Source organism: Pseudomonas sp. FP1762 (assembly GCF_030687105.1).
GTDB lineage: Bacteria > Pseudomonadota > Gammaproteobacteria > Pseudomonadales > Pseudomonadaceae > Aquipseudomonas > Aquipseudomonas siliginis.
This window is the reverse complement of the sequence record NZ_CP117458.1, coordinates 1,329,286-1,352,399: the sequence shown is the minus strand read 5'-3', so window position 1 is coordinate 1,352,399 and position 23,114 is coordinate 1,329,286. Positions and strand designations below refer to the sequence as shown.

The following is a 23,114-nucleotide window of genomic DNA, read 5'->3' as shown; positions in this document are numbered from 1 at the left end:
TGTCACGCCTCTGACCGATCAGCCGACAACTGCATAAATAACCACTCGCCCCGCTTGCGCGGCCCTCGCGCCGTCACTAACGTAGCGGCTTTATTGCGCCCCCAGCCTTATACCCCCGCAGGAGCTTCGCCATGGCCTCGCCAGCCCTTACACATTTTCTTCCCCGGTTCGGCGTTGCCGCAGCAGTGGCCGGTGTCCTCGGCCTGTCCGGTTGCCAGACCTGGAACGCCCAGGACAGCCTGCCGCCGACCTCCGGCGTGCAACCGCTCAAGGGCCTGGCGCAGAACGTGTCAGTGCGGCGCAATGCGATGGGCATGCCGTTGATCGAGAGCAACAGCTTCCATGACGCGCTGTTCAGCCTCGGCTATGTCCACGCCAGCGACCGCATCAACCAGATGGTCACCCTGCGCCTGTTGGCTCAGGGCCGGCTGGCGGAAATGTCTGGCGCGTCGATGCTCGATGCCGACCGCTACATGCGCGCGGTCAATCTGAAGAAGAGCGCCGGCGAGCTGTACAAGGCCTCGTCGCCACGGCTCAAGCGCTTCTTCGAAGTGTATGCACGGGGCGTCAACGCCTACCTGTTCCGCTACGCCGACAAGTTGCCGGGCGACCTCGCCGCCAGCGGTTACAAGCCCGAATACTGGAAACCGGAAGATTCGGCGCTGATTTTTGCCCTGCTGAATTTCAGCCAGTCGGCCAACCTGCCGGAGGAAATCCAGTCACTGGTGCTCGCGCAAACCGTGACCACTGACAAACTCGCCTGGCTGAGCCCGTCGGCGCCTGATGAAAACCTGCCAGTGGCTGAAGCCGACAAGCTGCAAGGCCTCAAGCTCAATGGGCAGATTCCGGGGCTGACCGAACTGAGCAGCGCCAGCCAGCAACTGTCGGCGCTGAACCTGCTCGCCACACCGACTGCGAACAATTGGGCGATCGCCCCGCAACGCAGCCGCAGCGGCAAGAGCCTGCTGGCCAGCGATGCGCACGGGCCGCTGGCCGCACCGTCTCTGTGGAGTTTCGTGCAGATCCGCGCGCCGAAATATCAGGCCGCCGGCGTCACGGTTGCCGGTCTGCCGATGGTGCTCGGCGGCTTCAACGGCAAAGTGGCGTGGAGCATGACCAGCGTGCTCGGCGACAATCAGGACCTGTTCCTCGAGAAAATCCGCCGTCAGGGCAGCAGCCTCACTTATGAAGTCAACGGCAAATGGCAGCCGTTGGGCGTGCGCAACGAAACCTATTTCGTCAAAGGCCAGCGGCCGATTCGCGAAGCCGTGTACGAAACCCGCCACGGCGCGCTGCTCAACAGTGCCCAGGCAGCGGCGCAAGGCAACGGTTTCGGCCTCGCCTTGCAGACGCCAAGCTTCACTGACGACAAAACCCTGGATGCCTTCTTCGACCTGACCCGCGCGCAGAACGTCGAGCGCGCCTCAGACGCCAGCCGTGAAATCCGCGCCATTACCCTGAATCTGGTCTTTGCCGATGCAAGCAATATCGGCTGGCAAGTCACCGGGCGCTTCCCCAACCGTCGCGAAGGTGAAGGCCTGCTGCCCTCGCCGGGTTGGGACGGTCGCTACGACTGGGACGGTTACGCCGACCCGATGCTGCACCCCTACGATCAGGACCCGGCACAAGGCTGGCTCGGTACCGCCAACCAGCGTGTAATTCCCGACGGCTACGGCATGCAGTTGTCGAAATCCTGGGCGGCACCGGAGCGCGGCGAGCGCCTGGCGGAAATGGCCGGCAGCGGCAAGCACGACAGCCGCAGCGTGATCGCCATGCAGTACGACCAGACCACCACGTTCGCCGCCAAGCTGAAAAAAGTCTTCGAAGCACCGGGGATGAAGCAACCGCTGAAACAGGCGATCGACGCCCTGCCGGAAGCCGAACGCAGCAAGGCCCGCGAAGCCTTCACGCGCTTGATGGCGTTCGACGGCAAGCTCAGCCCGACCTCGGCGGATGCGGCGATTTATGAACTGTTTCTGCAGGAAAGCATGAAGCAGATCTTCCTCGATGAACTGGGTCCTGAGTCGAGCCCGGCGTGGAAGGCCTTTGTCGCCAATGGCGATCTGTCCTACGCGGCGCAGGCCGATCATCTCTTGGGGCGTGAGGACAGTCCGTTCTGGGATGACCTGCGCACGCCGCAGAAGGAAGACAAATCCGTGATTCTCGCCCGTAGCCTCGCTGCGGCGATTACTGCCGGTGACAGCCAGTTGGGCGGCGATCATCGCGCCTGGCAGTGGGGCAAATTGCACAGCTATGCGTGGAAAAACAGCAACGGCCAGACCGTGCGCGGACCACTGGCAGCCGGTGGCGATCACACCACGCTGAACAACTCGGCGTTTGCCTGGGGCCAGGACTTCGTTACCACGCGCGCGCCGTCGATGCGTTTTATCGTCGACTTCGGCCAGAGCGAGCCACTGATGGCGCAGAACGGTACGGGGCAGTCGGGCAATCCACTGAGTCCGAACTACCTGAACGGGATCGATGCATGGCTGAAAGGTCAGTACATCGGCTTGCCGATGCAGCCGCAGAACTTTGATCGGGTGTATGGCAAGACCCGCTTGACCCTCACCCCCGGGAAATAGAGCAAAGATCAACAGCCCCTCACCCTAGCCCTCTCCCGGAGGGAGAGGGGACTGATTGGGGGATGCTTGGGTCTTGCGCCGACCTGAAAGAGAGATGGTGAATCCAACATTGGATCAGGCTCAAGGCTGTGCCGGATCCATATTCAACTCGGCCCCCCAGGTCGATGTACCTCACCAGACACCTCGGTCGGCCCCTCTACAAAGCGAGGTGAATCCAACATTGGATCAGGTTCAAGGCTGTGCCGGATCCATATTCAACTCGGTCCCCCAGGTCGATGTACCTCACCAGACACCTCGGTCGGCCCCCTCTCCCTCTGGGAGAGGGCTGGGGTAAGGGTAGCGCTTCAAAGCCGATCGAACTTCCAGCCTCACGCCCGCCTCATAGCTAACAAGCCCCCCATTCCGGTCACGACATGGATCTTGTTATTGCCCGACCTGAAGGTCTCTACTGCCCCGCCGGAGATTTCTATATCGATCCGTGGCGGCCGGTCGAGCGTTCGGTGATCACCCATGCCCATGGCGATCACGCGCGCACCGGTAATCAGCACTACCTGTCGAGCAGCGCCAGCGCCGGGATTCTGCACGCGCGTCTGGGTCAGGACATCCAGTTGCAAACACTCGACTACGGCCAGCGCCTGACCCATCACGGCGTGACCCTGAGCTTTCACCCCGCCGGGCATGTCCTCGGTTCGGCGCAGGTGCGCCTGGAATACGGCGGCGAAGTCTGGGTCGCGTCGGGGGATTACAAGGTCGAGCCGGATGGCACGTGCGCCCCATTCGAACCGGTGCGCTGCCACACCTTCATCACCGAATCGACCTTCGGCCTGCCTATCTACCGCTGGCAGCCGCAGGCGCAGATCTTCGCCGAGATCAATCGGTGGTGGGCGGCCAATATCGCCGCCGGCAAGGCCAGCGTGCTGTTCTGCTATTCCTTCGGCAAGGCCCAACGCATCCTCCACGGCATCGACGAAACCCTCGGGCCGATCCTCAGCCACGGCGCGGTCGAACCGTTGAACCGTGTGTACCGCGATGCCGGTGTGTACCTGCCGCCGACGATCTATGCGGGCGACGTGAAAAAAAGCGATCCGATCATGCGCCAGGCTTTGGTCATTGCTCCGCCGTCGGCGGGCGGCAGCACGTGGATGCGCCGTTTTGGCGACTTCAGCGATGCCTTCGCCAGCGGCTGGATGCGCTTGCGCGGGACCCGGCGGCGGCGCGGCGTCGATCGCGGTTTCGTCCTCTCCGATCACGCCGACTGGCCCGGCCTGCTCTGGGCGATCAACCAGACCGGCGCGGAGCGGGTGATGGTCACTCATGGCTCGATCGGCGTGCTCGTACGTCATCTGCGCGAACAGGGTCTTGATGCACAAGGCTTCACCACTGAATACGGCGATGACGAAGACGACAACATCGCCACCGAACCCACCGTTGCCGAGACGTCCCCATGAAAGCGTTCGCCGAGTTATATGCCGAACTCGACGCCACCACGTCGAGCAACGCCAAGCTGGCGGCGATGCAGGTGTACTTCGCGCAGGCCGCGCCGGAAGATGCCGCATGGGCGGTGTATTTCCTCTCCGGTGGTCGGCCTCGTCAACTGGTGCCGGTGCGCATCCTCCGTGAGCTGGCGGTAGAAGTTTCAGGGTTGGAGCCGTGGCTGTTCGAAGAAAGCTATCAGGCCGTCGGCGATCTGGCCGAGATCATTTCTCTGGTGCTGCCGGAAAATTCCCACAGCTCCGAGGCCGGTCTAGCCGAATGGATCGAAGACAAGCTGCTGCCACTTCGCGGTGAAACCCCGGAATATCTGGCGCGCCAACTGCCGATGTTGTGGGCGCAACTGGATCGGCCGAGCCTGATGCTGTGCATCAAGCTGATCACCGGCAGTTTCCGCGTCGGCGTGTCGAAGTTGCTGGTCACCCGCGCCCTGGCGTCGATGGCCGGCCTCGACAGCAAACGCGTCGCTCAGCGTCTGGTCGGTTACACCGATCTGTCGAACCGGCCCAACGCCGCGAGTTACCTGAAACTCATCGCCCCGGAATCCGCCGACGAACATGCCCAGCGCGGCGGCCAGCCCTACCCGTTCTTTCTTGCCCACGCCTTGGCGCAACCGGTCGAGGAATTCGAAGCCCTGCTCGGCCCCGCCAGCGACTGGCAGGTGGAATGGAAGTGGGACGGTATCCGCGCGCAAGTAGTCAAGCGCGACGGCAAGCTGTGGGTGTGGTCGCGCGGCGAGGAATTGGTGACCGAGCGCTTCCCCGAGTTCGATGTGCTGGTCCACGGCTTGCCCGACGGGACGGTGATCGACGGCGAAATCGTCGTGTGGAAGAGCACCCATCCGACTACGGAAGATGCCTTCGATCCGCAATCCGATGAGCCGCCGGCCGTGCAACCGTTCGCCCTGCTGCAACAACGCATCGGTCGCAAGACGCTCGACAAGAAAATTCTCGAAGAAGTGCCGGTGGTAGTGCTGGCCTACGACCTGCTGGAATGGCAGGGCGAGGACTGGCGCAACCAGCCGCAGGTCAAGCGACGGGCGCAACTCGAGGAAGTCATCGCGCGCTGCAACAGCCCGGTACTGCTGCCCTCCCCCGTATTGACCGGCGAAGACTGGCTCGACCTCGGCCGCCAGCGCGAAGCTTCACGCAAACTCGGCGTCGAAGGCATGATGCTCAAGGCGCGCGAATCGCTTTATGGCGTCGGCCGGACCAAGGACATGGGCGTGTGGTGGAAGTGGAAGGTCGACCCGTTCAGCGTCGACGCGGTACTGATTTATGCCCAGCGCGGACACGGTCGTCGCGCCAGTCTGTACAGCGATTACACCTTCGCGGTGTGGGACGGCCCGCCGGAATCCAGTCAACGCTCGCTGGTACCGTTCGCCAAGGCGTATTCGGGGCTGACCGATGAAGAGATGCGCCAGGTCGACAGCATCGTGCGCAAGACTACCGTGGAGAAATTCGGCCCGGTCAGCAGCGTCAAGCCGAGCCTGGTGTTCGAACTCGGCTTCGAAGGCATCGCCCTGTCGCGCCGGCACAAGAGCGGCATCGCCGTGCGTTTCCCGCGCATGCTGCGCTGGCGCAAGGACAAGACCGTCGAAGAAGCGGACAGCCTCGCTACCCTTCAGGATCTGTTGGCCTAACCCCTTTTCACTGATCGTTCCCACGCTCTGCGTGGGAATGCAGCCCGGGACGCTCTGCGTCCCCCCCAGAGCCGAACGCGGAGCGTCCGTTGATGCATTCCCACGCAGGAGCGTGGGAACGATCAGTCATCGGGGACAAATCCCTCGCCACAGTTTTTCCCTGCTCTGAGCTACGCGTTTGAACCGAAACAGTGCATGCAAACAGCAATGCCCGTTTCCGTGCATTCAACTACCCTTGCCTCTCTGCACTCGACCTTTTAAAACACCTGTTCGGCACTCTGGTTCGGAAATTGCTACTTTCTATAGGTCGTAAGCGTTGCAGTAACAATAATTCTGCGCCACAAGCGCTCATATTGGTTCTTAGGGATTGAATAATGAAAAAAGCATTGCTGACCCTTTCTGCACTGGCGTTGTGCATGGCCGCCGGCTCCGCGCTGGCCAAGGAATACAAAGAGCTGCGCTTTGGCGTTGACCCTTCGTACGCACCGTTCGAGTCGAAAGCGGCCGATGGCAGCCTGGTCGGGTTCGATATCGATCTGGGCAACGCGATCTGCGCCGAACTGAAGGTCAAGTGCAAATGGGTCGAAAGCGATTTCGACGGCATGATTCCGGGCCTCAAGGCCAACAAGTTCGATGGTGTGATCTCGTCGATGACCGTGACCCCGGCGCGCGAGAAGGTCATCGACTTCTCCAGCGAACTGTTTTCCGGCCCGACCGCTTACGTGTTCAAGAAAGGCTCCGGCATCACCGCCGACGTCACTTCGCTCAAGGGCAAAACCGTCGGTTACGAGCAAGGCACCATTCAGGAAGCCTACGCCAAAGCCGTGCTGGACAAGGCTGGCGTGAAAACCCAGGCCTATCAGAACCAGGATCAGGTGTATTCCGACCTGACCTCCGGTCGTCTCGACGCCGGTATCCAGGACATGCTGCAAGCCGAACTGGGCTTTCTGAAGTCGCCAAAAGGCGCTGATTATGAAATCAGCCAGCCGGTCGACAGCGAATTGCTGCCAGCCAAAACCGCTGTCGGTATCAAGAAAGGTAACACTGAGCTGAAAGCACTTTTGGATAAAGGTATCAAAGCGTTACACGACGACGGCAAATACGCCGAGATTCAAAAGAAACACTTTGGTGACCTGAATCTGTACAGCGGCAAATAATGCTCCGGCGCCCATCCTCGATGGGCGCCTTTTCCATCCGCTCAGGTTGCTGATTTATGTTTGAAACCCTCCTGCAAAATCTGGGGCTGGCCTCGTTCAGTCTGCAGGGCTTCGGCCCATTGCTGCTGCAAGGCACCTGGATGACCATCAAATTATCGGCAATGTCGCTGCTGGTGGCCGTGTTGCTCGGCCTGCTCGGCGCCAGTGCCAAACTGTCGAAAGTCAAACTGGTGCGCCTGCCCGCGCAGCTCTACACCACGCTGATTCGCGGCGTGCCGGATCTCGTGCTGATGCTGTTGATCTTCTACAGCCTGCAAACCTGGCTGACGTCGCTGACCGACTATATGGAATGGGAATATATTGAAATCGACCCGTTCAGCGCCGGCGTGCTGACGCTGGGGTTCATTTATGGCGCGTATTTCACCGAGACCTTCCGTGGCGCCATCCTCGCGGTGCCGCGTGGTCAGGTCGAAGCCGCCACCGCGTATGGCCTCAAACGTGGCCAGCGTTTTCGCTTCGTGGTGTTTCCGCAAATGATGCGCTTCGCTTTGCCGGGCATCGGCAACAACTGGATGGTCATGCTCAAGGCCACCGCGCTGGTGTCGATCATTGGCCTCGCCGATCTGGTCAAGGCTGCCCAGGACGCCGGTAAAAGCACCTATCAACTGTTCTACTTTCTGGTCCTCGCCGCCTTGATTTATCTGCTGATCACCAGTGCTTCGAACTTCATCCTGCGCTGGCTCGAACGCCGCTACGCCGCCGGTGCCCGGGAGGCCGTACGATGATCGAACTTCTTCAGGAATATTGGCGCGCCTTCCTTTATACCGACGGCCAGAACATCACCGGGCTGGCGATGACGATGTGGCTGCTGAGCGCCTCGATCTGCATCGGCTTCGTCGTCTCGATTCCGCTGTCGATTGCCCGCGTCTCGCCGCACTTCTACATTCGCTGGCCGGTGCAGTTCTACACCCACCTGTTCCGGGGCACGCCGCTGTATATCCAGCTGCTGATCTGCTACACGGGCATCTACAGCCTCGCCGCCGTGCGCGAACAGCCGATCCTCGACAGTTTCTTTCGCGACGCGATGAACTGCACGATCCTCGCTTTCGCGCTCAATACCTGCGCGTACACCACGGAGATTTTTGCCGGGGCGATCCGCAGCATGAACCACGGCGAAGTCGAAGCGGCCAAGGCTTATGGCCTGACCGGCTGGAAGCTGTACGCCTACGTGATCATGCCGTCAGCATTGCGCCGCTCGTTGCCTTACTACAGCAACGAAGTGATCCTGATGCTGCACTCGACGACCGTGGCGTTCACCGCGACCATTCCCGATATCCTGAAAGTCGCGCGGGATGCCAACTCGGCGACCTTCCTGACCTTCCAGTCATTCGGCATCGCCGCGCTGATCTACCTGACCATTACTTTTGCGCTGGTCGGTCTGTTCCGCCTCGCCGAACGCCGCTGGCTGGCCTTCCTCGGGCCGACTCACTAGCACTGGTTTCAAAAATAAAGAGATAACAATGCGCCACCAGATCCATGACTTGCTGGCCCCGCTGCCGGGGACCGCACGGCAGATTCACAGCTTCCACTTCGGCCCACCGCAGGCCAAGGGCAAGGTTTACATCCAGGCGTCGCTGCACGCTGACGAACTGCCGGGCATGCTGGTCGCCTGGCACCTGAAACAGCGTCTGGCCGAGCTGGAAGCTGCCGGCCGCCTGCGCAGCGAAATCGTCCTGGTGCCGGTGGCCAACCCGGTCGGCCTCGAACAAGTGCTGATGGACGTGCCGCTGGGCCGTTACGACCTGGAGAGCGGGCAGAACTTCAATCGCTGGTTCGTCGACCTCAGCGAAGAAATCGGCAACGCCATCGAAGGCCAACTCAACGACGACGCGCAGCACAACCTCGAACTGATCCGCGCCAGCCTGCGCAACGCCCTCGACCGTCAGAAGCCGACCACACAACTGCAATCCCAGCGTCTGACCCTGCAACGCCTGGCCTGCGATGCCGACATGGTGCTGGACTTGCACTGCGACTTCGAATCGGTGGTGCACCTGTACACCACGCCCGAGGCGTGGCCACAGGTCGAGCCCTTGGCGCGCTACATGGAAGCGCAGGCCAGCCTCCTCGCTACCGATTCCGGCGGGCAATCGTTCGACGAGTGCTTCACCCTGCTCTGGTGGCAACTGCGCGAGCGCTTCGGTGAGCAGTTCGAGATTCCGCTGGGCAGCTTCTCGGTGACCGTCGAATTGCGCGGCCAGGGCGACGTCAATCACCCGCTGGCCAGCCGCGATTGTCAGGCGCTGATCGACTATCTGATCCAGTTCGATGCCATCGTCGGCGAGACCAAGCCGCAACCGCCACTGCCGTACCCTGCCACGCCGCTGGCCGGGGTCGAACCGGTGACCACGCCAGTCGGCGGCCTGCTGGTGTACTGCGCGACACCCGGCCAATACCTGGAAGCCGGCCAGCAGATCGCCGAAATCATTGACCCGGTCCACGACAAGGTCACCCCCATTCATTGCACCGCCGCCGGCCTGCTGTATGCGCGCTCGCTGCGGCGCATGGCCACTGCCGGCATGGTCATCGCCCACGTCGCGGGCGCCCAGGCCTATCGCAGCGGCTACCTACTTTCGCCTTGAGGATGCTCGTCCATGTACAAACTGACCGTTGAAGGCCTGCACAAAAGCTATGGCGATCATCAGGTGCTCAAAGGCGTTTCGCTCAAGGCCAAAACCGGCGACGTGATCAGCCTGATCGGCGCCAGCGGCTCGGGCAAAAGCACCTTTTTGCGCTGCATCAATTTCCTTGAACAACCGAATGACGGCGCCATGAGCCTCGATGGCCAGGCGATCCGCATGGTCACCGACCGCCACGGCATGCACGTTGCCGACGCCGATGAACTGCAACGCCTGCGCACGCGGCTGGCGATGGTGTTCCAGCATTTCAACCTGTGGAGCCACATGACCGTGCTGGAAAACATCACCATGGCCCCGCGCCGGGTGCTGGGCTGCAGCAAACAGGAAGCCGAGGATCGCGCCCGACGTTATCTGGACAAAGTCGGCTTGCCGGCGCGGGTCGCCGATCAATACCCGGCGTTTCTGTCCGGCGGCCAGCAACAGCGCGTGGCGATCGCCCGGGCACTGGCGATGGAGCCGGAAGTGATGCTGTTCGACGAACCGACCTCGGCACTCGACCCGGAACTGGTCGGCGAAGTGCTGAAAGTGATTCAGGGCCTGGCCGAGGAAGGCCGGACGATGATCATGGTCACCCACGAAATGAGTTTTGCGCGCAAGGTGTCGAATCAGGTGCTGTTTCTGCATCAGGGTCTGGTGGAAGAAGAAGGCGCGCCGGAAGACGTGCTGGGCAACCCGAAAAGCGAACGCCTGAAGCAATTCCTGAGCGGCAATCTTAAATAAGGTTGGCACTCAACCCTTTGTGGGAGCGAGCCTGCTCGCGAAAGCGGTTTATCAGTCAACATCAATGTTGAAGGTGACATCGCATTCGCGAGCAGGCTCGCTCCCACGGGGGAATCCACCGACCGACAAAGTTAAACTTGTCCCCCCGCTTCGCTGTCTCTGAAACAACACCTCCAGAGCGCACGCAGCCGGCATGGCGAAATCCCCCGACTTTGCAAAAACCTGGTTCAGCGCCCGCGACTGGAAGCCGTTCGCCTTTCAAAAACAGGTGTGGGCGGCGGTGAAAAACGGCGAATCCGGGTTGCTCCACGCCAGCACCGGCGCCGGCAAAACTTATGCGGTATGGTTTGCTGCGCTCAACCGCTTCGCCCGCCTGCAACCGCCCGTGGCTACACCGCGCAAACGCAAACCGCCGGCCGAACCGCTGACGGTGCTGTGGATCACGCCGATGCGCGCCCTCGCCGCCGATACCGCCCGCGCGTTGCAGATTCCGGTGGATGACTTACAGATTCCGTGGTCCATCGGCCTGCGCACCGGCGATACCAGCAGCAGCGAACGCGCCCGCCAGGGCCGACGTCTGCCGACCACGCTGATCACCACCCCGGAAAGCCTCACTCTGCTACTAGCCCGCGCCGATGCGCGCACGGCGCTGTCGAGCCTGCGCATGATCGTCGTCGATGAATGGCACGAGTTGCTCGGCAACAAACGCGGCGTGCAACTGCAACTGGCTCTCGCCCGCCTGCGTCATTGGCAGCCGGAACTGATCGTTTGGGGCGTGTCCGCCACCCTCGGTAATCAATCCCACGCCGAGCAAGTGCTGATCCCACAGGGCGGCGGCGTCAGTGTTCAGGGCAAAAGCGAAAAAACCCTGCAAGTCGACACCCTGCTGCCTCCGGCCATCGAGCGTTTTCCCTGGGCCGGCCACATCGGTCTGAAGATGCTGCCGCAGGTGGTGGCCGAACTTGACGCCTGCGCCAGCAGCCTGGTGTTCACCAACACCCGCGCGCAATCGGAGATCTGGTATCAGGCGCTGCTGGAAGCGCGGCCGGACTGGGCCGGGTTGATCGCGCTGCACCACAGCTCACTGTCCCGCGATACCCGCGATTGGGTCGAGCAGGCGTTGAAGAATGGCCAGTTGAAAGCAGTGGTGTGCACCTCGAGCCTGGACTTGGGTGTGGATTTCCTCCCGGTCGAGCGCGTATTGCAAATCGGCTCGGCGAAAGGCGTCGCACGTTTGATGCAACGTGCCGGGCGCTCCGGCCACGCGCCGGGGCGCACCTCGCGGGTGACGCTGGTGCCGACCCACAGCCTTGAACTGATCGAAGCGGTCGCCGCACGCGATGCCGTCGAGCAACGGCGCATCGAGCCGCGCCTGTCACCGCTCAAGCCGCTGGATGTGCTGGTCCAGCATTTGGTCAGCATGGCCCTTGGCGGTGGCTTTATTCCTGGAGACTTGTACGAAGAAGTCCGAGGCGCCTGGGCCTATCGCGACCTGACAGCGGCAGACTGGGCCTGGGCGCTGGCGTTCGTACGCCATGGCGGGATGTCTCTTACAGCGTATCCGGATTACCGCCGGGTCGAGCCGGACGAACACGGCGTCTGGCGTGTGCCGGATGCGCGTCTGGCGCGGCGCCATCGCATGAGCATCGGCACCATCGTCAGCGACGCGAGCATCAACCTGAAATTCTGGAGCAAGGGCGGCGGCGGCAAACAGCTGGGCAGCGTCGAGGAAGGCTTTATCGCCCGGCTGAAACCGGGCGATGGTTTCCTCTTCGCCGGGCGCCTGCTGGAACTGGTGCGGGTGGAAAACATGACCGCCTACGTCAAACGCAGCACCGCGAAAAAGGCTGCCGTGCCGCGCTGGAATGGCGGACGCATGCCGTTATCCAACGAACTGGCCGAAGCGGTGGTCACGCGCTTCAGCGCCGCTGCTCAAGGTCAATTCAACGGCCCGGAAATGCACGCGTTGCGGCCGCTGCTGGAGACGCAGATACGCTGGTCCGGCTTGCCCACCACGGAAAATCTGCTGGCCGAAGTGCTGAAATCCCGCGAAGGCTGGCATCTTTTTCTCTATCCGTTCGCCGGGCGACAAGTGCATCTGGGACTGGCGAGCCTGTTGGCGTGGCGCGTCAGTCAGCGCCAGCCGGTGACCTTCTCGATTGCCGTGAATGATTACGGCCTGGAACTGCTCAGCGCCACGCCGGTGGATTGGGCCACGCATCTGGACGCGCACCTGTTCAATGCCGATGACCTGTTGCTGGACGTGCTCGCCAGCCTCAATGCCGGTGAACTGGCGTTGCGCCGCTTCCGCGAAATCGCGCGGATCGCCGGGCTGGTGTTCGCCGGGTATCCGGGCGCACCAAAAAGCACCCGCCAGGTGCAGGCGTCGAGTGGCTTGTTTTTCCAAGTGTTCAAACAATATGACGCCGACAACCTGCTGCTAGCCCAGGCTGGGGAAGAAGTCCTACGCGAAGAGCTGGATATTCGCCGTCTGGAACAGACACTGGAGCGCATCAATCAGATGAAAATGGACGTGCATCAGGTTAAACGTCCTACACCGTTGGGCTTTCCGCTGCTGGTGGAGCGGATGCGCGAGAGCATGAGTTCGGAAAAACTGGCTGACAGGATCAGAAGAATGGTTGGTGACCTGGAAAAAACCGCTGATAACGGGAAATCGTCGTGAGTGCGTACCCGGTGCGTTTGGCCGGTGAGGAGTTGTGGCTGCTGCCGGAGAAAGCGCTGTACTGGCCAGCGCAGGAAGCATTGCTGATCGCCGATGTGCATTTCGGTAAGGCGGCGGCCTATCGCAGCCTCGGCCAGCCGGTGCCGCATGGCACGACGGCGAGCAACATCGAGGTAATCGACGCGTTGCTGACGCGGTTGCCGTGTCGCCAGTTGATCTTCCTCGGGGATTTTCTGCATGGGCCTGGTTCCCATCTCCCGACCACACTGAATGCGCTGGCAGAGTGGCGCACGCGGCACGCTGACCTGCCGATGACGCTGATTCGCGGCAACCACGACAAACGCGCAGGCGACCCACCAGCCTCGCTGAATATTCGCGTGGTACCAGAGCCGCTGTTACTAGGGCCATTCGCCCTGCAGCATGAGCCCGATCCGCATCCGGAACGGCACGTGCTCGCGGGCCACGTGCATCCGGTTTATCGATTGCACGGCAAAGGTCGGCAGAGCCTGCGCCTGGCCTGTTTCAGACTCGGTGAGCGCATCAGCCTGATGCCGGCATTCGGTGCGTTCACCGGCGGCTATCAGGTCGAGCGCGACGACAGCTGCAGAGTCTTCGTGATCGGCGACAACGAAATATGGCCCGTCAGCTAGATCGCAAATCGATCAGACTGACGGGCCATATTCATGACAGTGGATCAGGCCACAGGCGCCGGAGGCGGCTCGTCCGGCAGCGTCGGTTCGCCTGGTTCGGTCGGTTGTTCGTTGGGAGTATCGGGATCGGGCTGGCCGGGCACGCCGCCGGACAGGCTCAAAGACGGATTCGCCAGTAACGACCAGGCCAGAACGCCTATCTGATTGGGCTCAAGCCTTGCCAGTTCAGCGCTGATTCGCGGGTCGATCTTCATAGGGCACTCCTCAGTGAAGGCCCGAATCTGTGTGTAACAAAAACGGGCAGTACACCCCATAGAGTGTCTGCCCGCCAAAGAATTCCCGACATCCGTCGGATGGTCGATCAGGTACGCGGCAAGGTCACGCCACGCTGGCCCTGGTACTTGCCGCCACGATCCTTGTAGGAAACTTCACATTCTTCATCGGATTCGAGGAAGAGCATCTGCGCCACACCTTCGTTGGCGTAGATTTTCGCCGGCAGGTTGGTGGTATTGGAGAATTCCAGGGTCACATGACCTTCCCACTCAGGCTCGAGCGGAGTGACGTTGACGATGATGCCGCAGCGCGCGTAGGTGCTTTTACCCAGGCAGATGGTCAGCACGTTGCGCGGAATGCGGAAGTATTCGACGGTGCTGGCCAGGGCGAAGGAGTTCGGCGGAATGATGCAGACGTCGCTGTGGATGTCGACGAAGCTGCCGGCGTCGAAGTTCTTCGGGTCAACAATGGCCGAGTTGATGTTGGTGAACACCTTGAAGTGGTTGGTGCAACGCACGTCGTAGCCGTAGCTCGACACGCCGTAGGAAATCACCCGGCTGTCGTCGCTGCCGCGCATCTGGCGCTCGACGAACGGTTCGATCATGCCGTGTTCCTGCGCCATGCGGCGAATCCACTTGTCCGATTTGATGCTCATGGCGGGTTTGTCCTGAATAGCGAGGTGGAAAAATTCTGTCCGGCATCTTACCGGGCGCGTCGTCTCGTTCAAAGTGCGCAACGCAATTCTCGGCGAACACCCCGTATTTACGCGATGTGGCGACGAACCGTCGCACCGCCGATCCCTAAAACACAGAATCCTTTGCAAGAAACATTGGCACGTTCCGGAAAAAGGGTTAAGGTGGCGTCACTGTGTTGCTTGTGTCACTGAGAATCTCTACACGATATGTTGAATTTCGATCCAACCATCTACAAGAATTTTTCCTGCTCTTTGCACTCAGTCTCGGCCAGGGTTCTTCCTGAGTCGCAGTTATCTTTGTTCAAGGAGTTACACCATGTCTAATCGCCAAACCGGTACCGTTAAGTGGTTCAACGATGAAAAAGGCTTCGGCTTCATCACTCCACAATCCGGTGACGACCTGTTCGTTCACTTCAAAGCTATCCAATCCGACGGCTTCAAAAGCCTGAAAGAAGGCCAACAGGTTTCTTTCATCGCTACCCGCGGTCAGAAAGGCATGCAAGCTGAAGAAGTACAAGTTATCTAACTTGTAGCTTCTTTAGAAAAGAGCCCCGCCCTTAAAAGCGGGGCTTTTTTGTGGGCGCCTGTTTTGCGCTGGCAAAAAAAATCGCGACCCTTGAGGCCGCGATTTTTTTGTTTCTGCCCTTACCAGGCGACGCCAAACCCTGCGGTATAACGGGTCTTGTTCAGATCCGCATCGTTGGTGCCACTGATGATGTCGCGCTCGGCCTTGAGGTTGAGCGAGGCCCAGTCGGTGACCTTGTAGCGCAGGCCCAGCTCGGCATCCAGTGCGTAATCGGCAACACCCGACAGCGGCTTGCCGACTTCGCCATTGGTGAAGAACTCGACCTTCTTGCCGATCAGGTAGCGGTTGTAGTCCCACTTCATCGCGACGGAGTAGAAGTTGTCCTTGCTGCCATCGCGGTATTCATAGTCGGTGCGGTTGAGCAACGAGCCCAGCGAGAACGCACCCAGTTCATCGTCCCAGAACTGGTAACCCGGACCGGTACCGACCACACGCTGACGCGCCAGCTCTTCGATGTGATCACGCTTGTAGTTGATGCGCCCTTGCCAGAACCACTGATCGGTAAGGAAGCGGTCGAGGGAGTATTCGGCGCGCCAGTTGTTGGTGGTGGTTTCCGCATCCTGGACTTCGCGGTTGTACTCGCCCTCGCCGGTATGGCGCCAGCGACCATGGCGAGCCGAAGTCTTGAAGGCGACGTCGTAATCGTCGGTGTCCTTTTCGGCGCGCTGATAGTCCAGCGCCAGATCGACGTTACCCTTCCATACCAGGTCGGTGACGATCGGCTTGGGCTTGAGAATCTGCTGAATGCTCGCCAGCTCGACCGTCTTCGGCGCCTCGCCGTTGGCCAGGGTGACCTTGCCATCGTCGGCCGCGGTGAGCGACTTCGACACTTCGCCGGCATAGGCGTCCTGCTTCACCAACAGATGCTGATCGCTGTCGAGGGTCTTGACCTCTTTCCAGTCAATCGCCACTGCGCCGGCGTATTTGGTCTGGATCAGCAGCTTGCCGCCATCGAATACCGTGATAGTGCCACTCAGCTTGTCGCCGTTTTTCAACCAGACGGTGTCGGCAAGCAGGGGCGTGGACGCGCTGAAAACAGCAAGGCACAACAGGGTTCTGGGGAACATAAGCAGATCGGGGGCTCAGAGTTGGCGAAAAGGGTCGGCATTATCCGTAGGATTTTGCCCATGACAAGGACTGACCGGACTATTTCAATTGAGTTCATTTCTCAACCGCGCCACGAGCGATTACCCTTGTCGCCATCATCACGCCAATGCTCAGGAGCCGCGTACGTGAAAGACCCGCTCGACAGCGTCGAAAACGATGCGCAAATCCGACGCACGGCACTCTACTCGACGCTCGCGCAAGTGCCCGAAGGCAAAGTCGTCAGTTATGGCCAGTTGGCCGAACTTGCGGGGCTGGGCCGCGCCGCGCGCTGGGTCGGGCGGACTTTGAGCCAGTTGCCCGGCGACACCAGGCTGCCTTGGCACCGCGTGCTCGGCGCCGGCGGGCGCATCAGCCTGCCGGTCGGCAGCCCCTCCGGTGATGAACAACGTGCGCGATTGCGCATGGAAGGCATCACCATCCAGAACAATCGTGTGGATATTCGGCGCCATGGCTGGCGTCCGGTAGAGCACAGCGGTTAGAGTGCGCGCTTTGTTTTCGCAATTTTGAGGCAGACTTCAGCCCATGCCCCGTAAAACCTGGCGCGCCGCGCTCGCCGCCTATGCCAGTCCTTCGACGCTCGTGCTGTTGTTGCTCGGTTTTGCCGCCGGCCTGCCGTACATGCTGGTGTTCTCGACGCTCTCCGTATGGCTGCGTGAAGCAGGCGTGGCCCGTGAAACCATTGGCTATGCCAGCCTGATCGGCCTGGCGTACGCGTTCAAATGGGTCTGGTCGCCGCTGCTCGATCAATGGCGCCTGCCCTTGCTGGGCAAACTCGGCCGCCGCCGTTCCTGGCTGGTGCTCTCCCAGGCACTGGTGATTCTCGGGCTGATCGGCATGGGTTTCTGTGATCCGCAGAAGCATTTGTCCTGGCTGATCGCCATTGCTGTCGTGGTTGCCTTCGCCTCCGCCACGCAAGATATCGCGGTCGACGCCTATCGCCTGGAAATCGCCGATGACAGCCGCCAGGCCGCCCTCGCCGCCAGCTACATGTCCGGTTACCGCGTTGCCGCCCTGCTCGCCACCGCCGGTGCGCTGTTCTTCGCCGAAGGTTTCGGCTCCACCGGCTTCAACTATAAGCACGCAGCTTGGACCGGCACCTATGTGCTGTTCGGCGCATTGATGGTGCCTGCGCTGCTGACCACGCTGTTCATGCGTGAACCACCCGTACCGCTGCGCACGCAGTTGCAGGCCGGGCGCTACACGTTCATGCATCAATTGATGTCGGTGTTCGTGCTGATCGTTTTGCTGGTTTCCGTACCGGCAATGTTCACCCAGCTGTACAACACCGATTTCGCCGGCGTGCTGTTCGGTGACATGAGCCCGCTGGACCTGCTGCTTGAAGACCGCGCCTTTCTGCGCGCCATCCTCTACATATTGCTCACCGGTTTGTGTCTGTCGGCCATGGGCCGGCGCGGACTGGCTCCGGTACTGACGCCGATCAATGACTTCATCCTGCGTTATCGCTGGCAGGCGCTGTTGCTGCTGGGCCTGATCGCCACTTACCGGATGTCCGACACGGTAATGGGCGTGATGGCCAACGTGTTCTACATCGACCAGGGTTTCACCAAGGATCAGATCGCCAGTGTCAGCAAGATTTTCGGCCTGATCATGACCCTCGTCGGCGCCGGCATGGGCGGCCTGTTGATCGTGCGTTTCGGCATTCTGCCGATCCTGTTTATCGGTGGTGTGTCTTCGGCGGCGACCAACCTGCTGTTCGTCATGCTCGCGGACATGGGCCCGAACCTGCAGATGCTGGTGGTGACCATTTCCCTCGACAACTTCAGCTCGGGCCTGGCGACATCGGCGTTCGTTGCCTACCTGTCGAGCCTGACCAACCTGAAGTTTTCCGCTACGCAATATGCCCTGCTCAGCTCGATCATGCTGCTGCTGCCGCGCCTGATGGGCGGCTATTCCGGCGTGCTGGTCGAGAAGTTCGGTTATCACAGCTTCTTCCTCATTACCGCCCTGCTCGGCGTACCGACGCTGCTACTGATCGCGCTGCACTGGTTCCAGGAGCGCCGCCGCGAAGGACAAACACCGACGCCCGAGCCTGCACCGACGCCCGTCACCGAAGAATCGTAGGACGCTTCGCCAATGGCGGGAGGAATCCCGCCGCTGGCGCCTTCCGCCGGCCACACTTCTGTACGTCAGCAAAACTCGCCGGTACACTGCTCCGTCATTTCCAGTCATAGCAACCGACAACGGCCAACCATGCGCACCAGTCAATTTTTGCTCGCCACACAGAAAGAAACGCCTTCCGACGCGGTCGTGATCAGCCACCAGCTGATGCTGCGGGCCGGCATGATCCGCAAGCTTGCCTCGGGCCTGTACACCTGGCTGCCGATGGGCCTGCGAGTCATGCGCAAGGTCGAAGCCATCGTTCGCGAAGAGATGAACGCTGCCGGTTCTCTGGAAGTGTTGATGCCGAGCACCCAACCGGCCGAGCTGTGGCAGGAATCGGGGCGCTGGGAAGAATACGGCCCTGAGCTGCTGCGCATCAAAGACCGCCATGGTCGTGATTTCTGCGCGGGCCCGACCCACGAAGAAGTGATCACCGATCTGATGCGCAACGAGTTGAGCAGCTATAAACAGCTGCCAATCAACCTGTATCAGATCCAGACCAAATTCCGCGACGAAATCCGCCCACGCTTCGGTTTGATGCGCGGCCGCGAATTCATCATGAAGGACGCCTACTCCTTCCACGCTGATCAGGCGTCGCTGCAGGTCACTTACGACCGCATGCATGAAGCCTACTGCAACATCTTCACGCGTCTGGGCCTGAAATTCCGCCCGGTAGAAGCCGACAACGGTTCGATCGGTGGTGCCGGTTCCCACGAATTCCACGTGCTGGCCGAGTCCGGCGAAGACGATATCGTCTTCAGCAACGGCTCCGACTACGCGGCGAACATCGAAAAAGCCGAAGCGGTGCCACGGGAAACCTCGCGCCCTGCGCCAACCGAAGAACTGCGTCTGGTCGACACGCCGGACACGAAAACCATCGCCGCCCTGGTGGAAAAATTCAATCTGCCGATTGAAAAGACCATCAAGACCCTGATCGTCCATGCCGAAGAAGAAGGCAAGCTGATCGCGCTGGTGATTCGTGGCGACCACGAACTGAACGAAATCAAGGCTGCCAACCAGCCTGGCGTGGCCAGCCCGCTGGTGATGGCCTCCGATGCCGAACTGCGTGACGCGATTGGCGCCGGCGCCGGCTCGCTCGGCCCGCTGAACCTGCCGCTGCCGATCATCATCGACCGCTCGGTGGCGATGATGAGCGACTTCGGTATTGGCGCGAACATCGACGACAAGCACTATTTCGGCGTGAACTGGGAGCGTGATCTGCCGGTTCCGACCGTTGCCGACCTGCGCAACGTCGTCGCTGGCGACCCAAGCCCGGACGGCAAAGGCACGCTGGAAATCAAGCGCGGCATCGAAGTCGGGCACATCTTCCAGCTGGGCAACAAGTACAGCAAGGCGATGAAGTGCGAAGTGCTGGGCGAAAACGGCAAGCCGGTGACTCTGGAAATGGGTTGCTACGGCATTGGCGTTTCCCGCGTGGTCGCTGCAGCTATCGAGCAGAACAACGACGCCAACGGCATCATCTGGAGCGACACCCTGGCGCCGTTCCAGATCGCGCTGGTACCGCTGCGCTATGAAACCGAGCAGGTGCGCGAAGCCACCGACAAGCTCTATGCCGAACTGACGGCGGCCGGCTTCGAAGTGCTGCTGGACGATCGCGACAAGAAAACCAGCCCGGGCATCAAGTTCGCGGACATGGAGCTGATCGGCATTCCACACCGGATCGTGGTCAGCGACCGCGGCCTCGCCGAAGGCAACCTGGAATACAAGAGTCGTTCCGAAGCAGAGGCGCAAGCGCTGCCGGTGGCCGATGTTGTGTCCTTCCTTCAGGCCCGTATCCGCCGCTGAAACCAGATAGAGACGTCATGTTCAAGCGAAACACCTTAGGCCTCGGTGGCGCCGCCCTGTGCGGCGCCCTGCTGGTCAGCGGCTGCGCCAATCACATGTCGCAACGCAGCGAGCACGAAGAGCGGGTCGAGCGAAAGTTGCTCGATCACAGCCTGCAGATCGATGTCGGCGAGCCCAAGGTGCTCGAGCTGCCGCAGCGACGCGTGAAGATCAACGAGCAGAAGACTTTCGAAGTCACCGAGTTCGAGGTCACCCGTCGTTACGACCGCTACACGCCTTACCAACCCTGGCGCGAAGTCTACGAGATTCCGCTGGGCGCGGTGGCCGTGGTCGGTGGTGTCGGTGCGAACGTGGTCAACGTGTTTGCCCTCGGTAACCTGCCGGATAGCGTCACCCGGGATTGGCTGAGCTACGGTTTCGCCGGGCTCAACCCGTTCATGAACGTGCAGTCCAATGGTCGCGCGCAGCAAAACCTCGCGGGCATCGACGAAGTCCAGCGCGACAAGCGCACGGAGTATTCGAGCCTGCCGTGGAGCGAACGACCGGTGCAGGTCAAGGCCGGCAAGCAGACGTTCGACATGACCACCGACCGCAACGGTGTGCTGCGCTTGAATCTGCTCGACAGTCCGTTCGCCGAACATGACCTCAACCATGTCGGCCGCTTGCAGATCAGTGTCGAAGACGCCAAGGACGATGTGCATTCCGACTCGACCCTGATGCTCAGCGGCCACCTGCGCGGCAAGTTGATTGAGGCGCATGGGCTGATTTATGACGATCTGGAAGATGACGAGGTGAGCCAGTGGGTGCACCGGGTCAAACGCCTGTCGGAGCTGGGTCTGGAAGAAGAAGCCAGTGAGCTGGAACAGAGCCTGATCGAACTGACGCGCAACGATCCGGAGTTGCAGGCTGAGTTTCTCAAGTCTCTGGCCAAGGATGCAGGGCGCCTGGTTGCAGATCCGGGACCGAATTAAAAGCTAAAGGCATCGCGGGCAAGCCCGCTCCCACAGGGTTTATGGGTGTTCACACAATATGTGTTTCACCATCGATCAGTGTGGGAGCGGGCTTGCCCGCGATGATTATCTGAATACGCCGCAAATCTACCGCTCAAACAACTCCATCTGCTCAAACCCGCCGCGCAAATCCTCCAGCCTCACTCCCACCCCCAACAGCCGCACCGGCTTGCCGCCGCGATTGAACGCCTGCGTCAGCATCAACTGATAACTGCCCAGGTCCCGCCCTGCCCCAGCCTGCTCCAGCGTGGTCTGGGTGAAATCATGAAATTTGACTTTGACGAACGGCTTGCCCGGTCGATAACTGCTGTCGATCCGCGCCATGCGGGTTTTCAGGGTATCGAGCAGCTCGGGCAATTTGTCCAGGCAGCTGCGCAAGTCCGGCAGATCAACGTCGTAGGTGTTTTCCACGCTGATCGACTGACGGCGGCTGTCGTTGTGCACCAGACGGTCATCGATCCCACGCGCCAGATTCCACAAGCGCTCGCCGAAACTGCCGAATTCGCGCACCAGCGCCAGCCTGCCCCACTCGCGCAGATGCTGGCAGTCAACGATGCCGAGCTTGCCGAGCTTGTCGGCGGTGACCTTGCCGACGCCGTGCAGCTTGCTCACCGGCAGACCACTGACGAACTCCTCGACCTGATCCGGGGTGATCACGAACAAACCGTTGGGTTTTTTCCAGTCGCTGGCGATCTTCGCCAGAAATTTGTTTGGCGCAACGCCTGCGGAAACGGTGATGTGCAATTGGTTGGAGACCCGGCGGCGAATGTCTTGGGCGATGCGCGTGGCGCTGCCGCCGAAATGCGCGCTGTCGGACACATCCAGATAGGCCTCGTCCAGCGACAGCGGCTCGATCAGGTCGGTGTAGTCGGCGAAGATCGTATGAATTTCCTTCGACGCTTCCCGATAAGCGTCCATGCGCGGCTTGACGATGGTCAGGTCCGGACACAGCTTTAATGCATGCCCGGAAGCCATGGCCGAGCGCACACCATAGGCGCGCGCTTCATAGTTGCAGGTGGCGATCACCCCGCGTCGATCCGCTGAACCACCCACCGCCAGTGGCTTGCCGGCCAGACGCGGGTCATCGCGCATCTCGATGGCGGCATAGAAACAGTCACAGTCGACGTGGATGATTTTTCGCTGGGTCATGTCGGAAAAAGACAACGTGGCAAGCCGGAGCGGCAGTATCTCATTGGTACCTGTATATAGCACCAGTGGTTGAATGTTCTTTTCCGACCGTAGGAGATTTCCGATGAATTTATTTTTTCAATCAAAGATCCGCGCGCAATAGAGCTGAAAGCCTTGCGCCACTTGCCCTGCGCCGGCCTCCCGCCGCGAAAATACGCTAAGCGCTTGAACCTCAACAGATTTATCCGGATCTACGGTTGACACGCTCGCGAACCTCTGTAGAATGCCGCCACACAGACGCGGGATGGAGCAGTCTGGTAGCTCGTCGGGCTCATAACCCGAAGGTCGTCGGTTCAAATCCGGCTCCCGCAACCAAACATCAGAAAAGGCTACTCGAAAGAGTGGCCTTTTTTGTGCGCGTCTGTTTTGCAAACGCGCGCCCTGCTCAATCGCCAGCGAAACGGCAATTTGTTGCATTTCCGAAACTTACGCATTACCTGCGACCGTTCGCCGCGATTTCGCAGTTATTTGGCCCATTCCAGGATTAGCGGTTGACACCTCGTCGTTCGCCTGTAGAATGCCGCCACACAGACGCGGGATGGAGCAGTCTGGTAGCTCGTCGGGCTCATAACCCGAAGGTCGTCGGTTCAAATCCGGCTCCCGCAACCAAACATCAAAAAAGGCTACTCGAAAGAGTGGCCTTTTTTGTATCTGTTGAAAAAGTCCTTTCGCAACAATGATCTGTCACTGTGCAGTGAACCGCTGGGG

At 60.7% G+C, this 23,114-nt stretch carries 19 protein-coding genes and 2 tRNA genes; 17 read left to right on the top strand and 4 right to left on the bottom strand.

The window, feature by feature from the left end:
* The first annotated feature begins 131 nt into the window (after positions 1–131).
* From PSH90_RS05845 to pdeM, 10 genes are all read left to right on the top strand, one after another.
* The gene (locus tag PSH90_RS05845; protein WP_305382339.1) at positions 132–2,582 is read left to right on the top strand and encodes a penicillin acylase family protein; all 2,451 of its coding nucleotides are present in this window, start codon (positions 132–134) and stop codon (positions 2,580–2,582) included.
* Positions 2,583–2,995: 413 nt separating this feature from the next.
* The gene (locus PSH90_RS05840; RefSeq protein WP_305382338.1) at positions 2,996–4,030 is read left to right on the top strand and encodes a ligase-associated DNA damage response exonuclease; all 1,035 of its coding nucleotides are present in this window, start codon (positions 2,996–2,998) and stop codon (positions 4,028–4,030) included.
* The gene (locus tag PSH90_RS05835) at positions 4,027–5,715 is read left to right on the top strand and encodes an ATP-dependent DNA ligase (RefSeq protein WP_305382337.1); all 1,689 of its coding nucleotides are present in this window, start codon (positions 4,027–4,029) and stop codon (positions 5,713–5,715) included. The genes PSH90_RS05840 and PSH90_RS05835 overlap by 4 nt, the downstream gene beginning before the upstream one ends.
* Positions 5,716–6,089: 374 nt before the next feature.
* Positions 6,090–6,872 carry a transporter substrate-binding domain-containing protein gene (locus tag PSH90_RS05830; protein WP_041478063.1) on the top strand — a complete coding sequence of 261 codons (783 nt, stop codon included), beginning with the start codon at positions 6,090–6,092 and terminating at the stop codon, positions 6,870–6,872.
* A gap of 56 nt (positions 6,873–6,928) precedes the next feature.
* Entirely contained in the window at positions 6,929–7,657 is a 729-nt protein-coding gene (locus PSH90_RS05825; RefSeq protein ID WP_016771383.1) for an ABC transporter permease, read from the top strand.
* Positions 7,654–8,364, top strand: a complete 711-nt coding sequence (locus PSH90_RS05820; protein ID WP_305382336.1) for an ABC transporter permease — start codon at positions 7,654–7,656, stop codon at positions 8,362–8,364. The genes PSH90_RS05825 and PSH90_RS05820 overlap by 4 nt, the downstream gene beginning before the upstream one ends.
* 28 nt (positions 8,365–8,392) lie before the next feature.
* Positions 8,393–9,511, top strand: a complete 1,119-nt coding sequence (locus PSH90_RS05815) for a succinylglutamate desuccinylase/aspartoacylase family protein (RefSeq protein WP_041478065.1) — start codon at positions 8,393–8,395, stop codon at positions 9,509–9,511.
* A gap of 12 nt (positions 9,512–9,523) precedes the next feature.
* A complete protein-coding gene (locus PSH90_RS05810) occupies positions 9,524–10,288 on the top strand; it encodes an ABC transporter ATP-binding protein (protein ID WP_041478066.1) in 765 nt (254 codons plus the stop codon).
* A 193-nt stretch (positions 10,289–10,481) separates the two neighbouring features.
* Positions 10,482–12,971, top strand: coding sequence for a ligase-associated DNA damage response DEXH box helicase (locus PSH90_RS05805; RefSeq protein WP_252877597.1), 2,490 nt, complete (start codon positions 10,482–10,484; stop codon positions 12,969–12,971).
* Positions 12,968–13,621: a ligase-associated DNA damage response endonuclease PdeM gene (gene pdeM, locus PSH90_RS05800; RefSeq protein ID WP_370695115.1), complete on the top strand. Its 654-nt coding sequence runs from the start codon at positions 12,968–12,970 to the stop codon at positions 13,619–13,621. Before PSH90_RS05805 ends, pdeM begins: the two co-directional genes overlap by 4 nt.
* A 44-nt stretch (positions 13,622–13,665) precedes the next feature.
* Here pdeM and PSH90_RS05795 read toward each other — a convergent pair whose 3' ends face one another.
* Positions 13,666–13,875 (bottom strand): hypothetical protein, encoded by a 210-nt coding sequence (locus PSH90_RS05795; RefSeq protein WP_016771389.1) that lies wholly within the window; start codon positions 13,873–13,875, stop codon positions 13,666–13,668.
* Positions 13,876–13,982: 107 nt separating this feature from the next.
* Positions 13,983–14,549 carry a dCTP deaminase gene (dcd, locus tag PSH90_RS05790; protein ID WP_007940589.1) on the bottom strand — a complete coding sequence of 189 codons (567 nt, stop codon included), beginning with the start codon at positions 14,547–14,549 and terminating at the stop codon, positions 13,983–13,985.
* A gap of 355 nt (positions 14,550–14,904) precedes the next feature.
* Here dcd and PSH90_RS05785 point away from each other — a divergent pair, with 355 nt between their 5' ends.
* Complete coding sequence (locus PSH90_RS05785) at positions 14,905–15,114, top strand: cold-shock protein (protein ID WP_002554837.1); 210 nt, start codon at positions 14,905–14,907, stop codon at positions 15,112–15,114.
* A 119-nt stretch (positions 15,115–15,233) separates the two neighbouring features.
* Here the strand turns inward: PSH90_RS05785 and PSH90_RS05780 are convergent, their stop codons facing one another.
* Positions 15,234–16,241, bottom strand: a complete 1,008-nt coding sequence (locus PSH90_RS05780) for a DUF481 domain-containing protein (RefSeq protein WP_024011896.1) — start codon at positions 16,239–16,241, stop codon at positions 15,234–15,236.
* A 165-nt stretch (positions 16,242–16,406) separates the two neighbouring features.
* Between PSH90_RS05780 and PSH90_RS05775 the strand changes: the two genes are divergently transcribed.
* The 4 genes from PSH90_RS05775 (at position 16,407) to PSH90_RS05760 (ending at position 21,179) form a co-directional block, all read left to right on the top strand.
* Complete coding sequence (locus PSH90_RS05775; RefSeq protein ID WP_083352143.1) at positions 16,407–16,760, top strand: MGMT family protein; 354 nt, start codon at positions 16,407–16,409, stop codon at positions 16,758–16,760.
* A gap of 43 nt (positions 16,761–16,803) precedes the next feature.
* Positions 16,804–18,363, top strand: coding sequence for an AmpG family muropeptide MFS transporter (locus tag PSH90_RS05770; RefSeq protein WP_076566230.1), 1,560 nt, complete (start codon positions 16,804–16,806; stop codon positions 18,361–18,363).
* Positions 18,364–18,492: 129 nt separating this feature from the next.
* Positions 18,493–20,208 carry a proline--tRNA ligase gene (locus tag PSH90_RS05765; protein WP_041478071.1) on the top strand — a complete coding sequence of 572 codons (1,716 nt, stop codon included), beginning with the start codon at positions 18,493–18,495 and terminating at the stop codon, positions 20,206–20,208.
* A gap of 17 nt (positions 20,209–20,225) precedes the next feature.
* Positions 20,226–21,179 (top strand): hypothetical protein, encoded by a 954-nt coding sequence (locus PSH90_RS05760; RefSeq protein WP_056783330.1) that lies wholly within the window; start codon positions 20,226–20,228, stop codon positions 21,177–21,179.
* Positions 21,180–21,305: 126 nt separating this feature from the next.
* On the opposite strand, the gene dinB is transcribed toward PSH90_RS05760, so the two are convergent.
* Positions 21,306–22,367: a DNA polymerase IV gene (gene dinB, locus PSH90_RS05755; RefSeq protein WP_252877596.1), complete on the bottom strand. Its 1,062-nt coding sequence runs from the start codon at positions 22,365–22,367 to the stop codon at positions 21,306–21,308.
* Between the two features lie 277 nt (positions 22,368–22,644).
* On the opposite strand from dinB, the gene PSH90_RS05750 reads away from it, so the two are divergent.
* Together PSH90_RS05750 and PSH90_RS05745 are read left to right on the top strand one after the other, a co-directional pair.
* Positions 22,645–22,721 (top strand) — tRNA-Met (locus PSH90_RS05750).
* A gap of 217 nt (positions 22,722–22,938) precedes the next feature.
* Positions 22,939–23,015, top strand: a tRNA-Met gene (locus tag PSH90_RS05745).
* Positions 23,016–23,114: the final 99 nt, after the last annotated feature.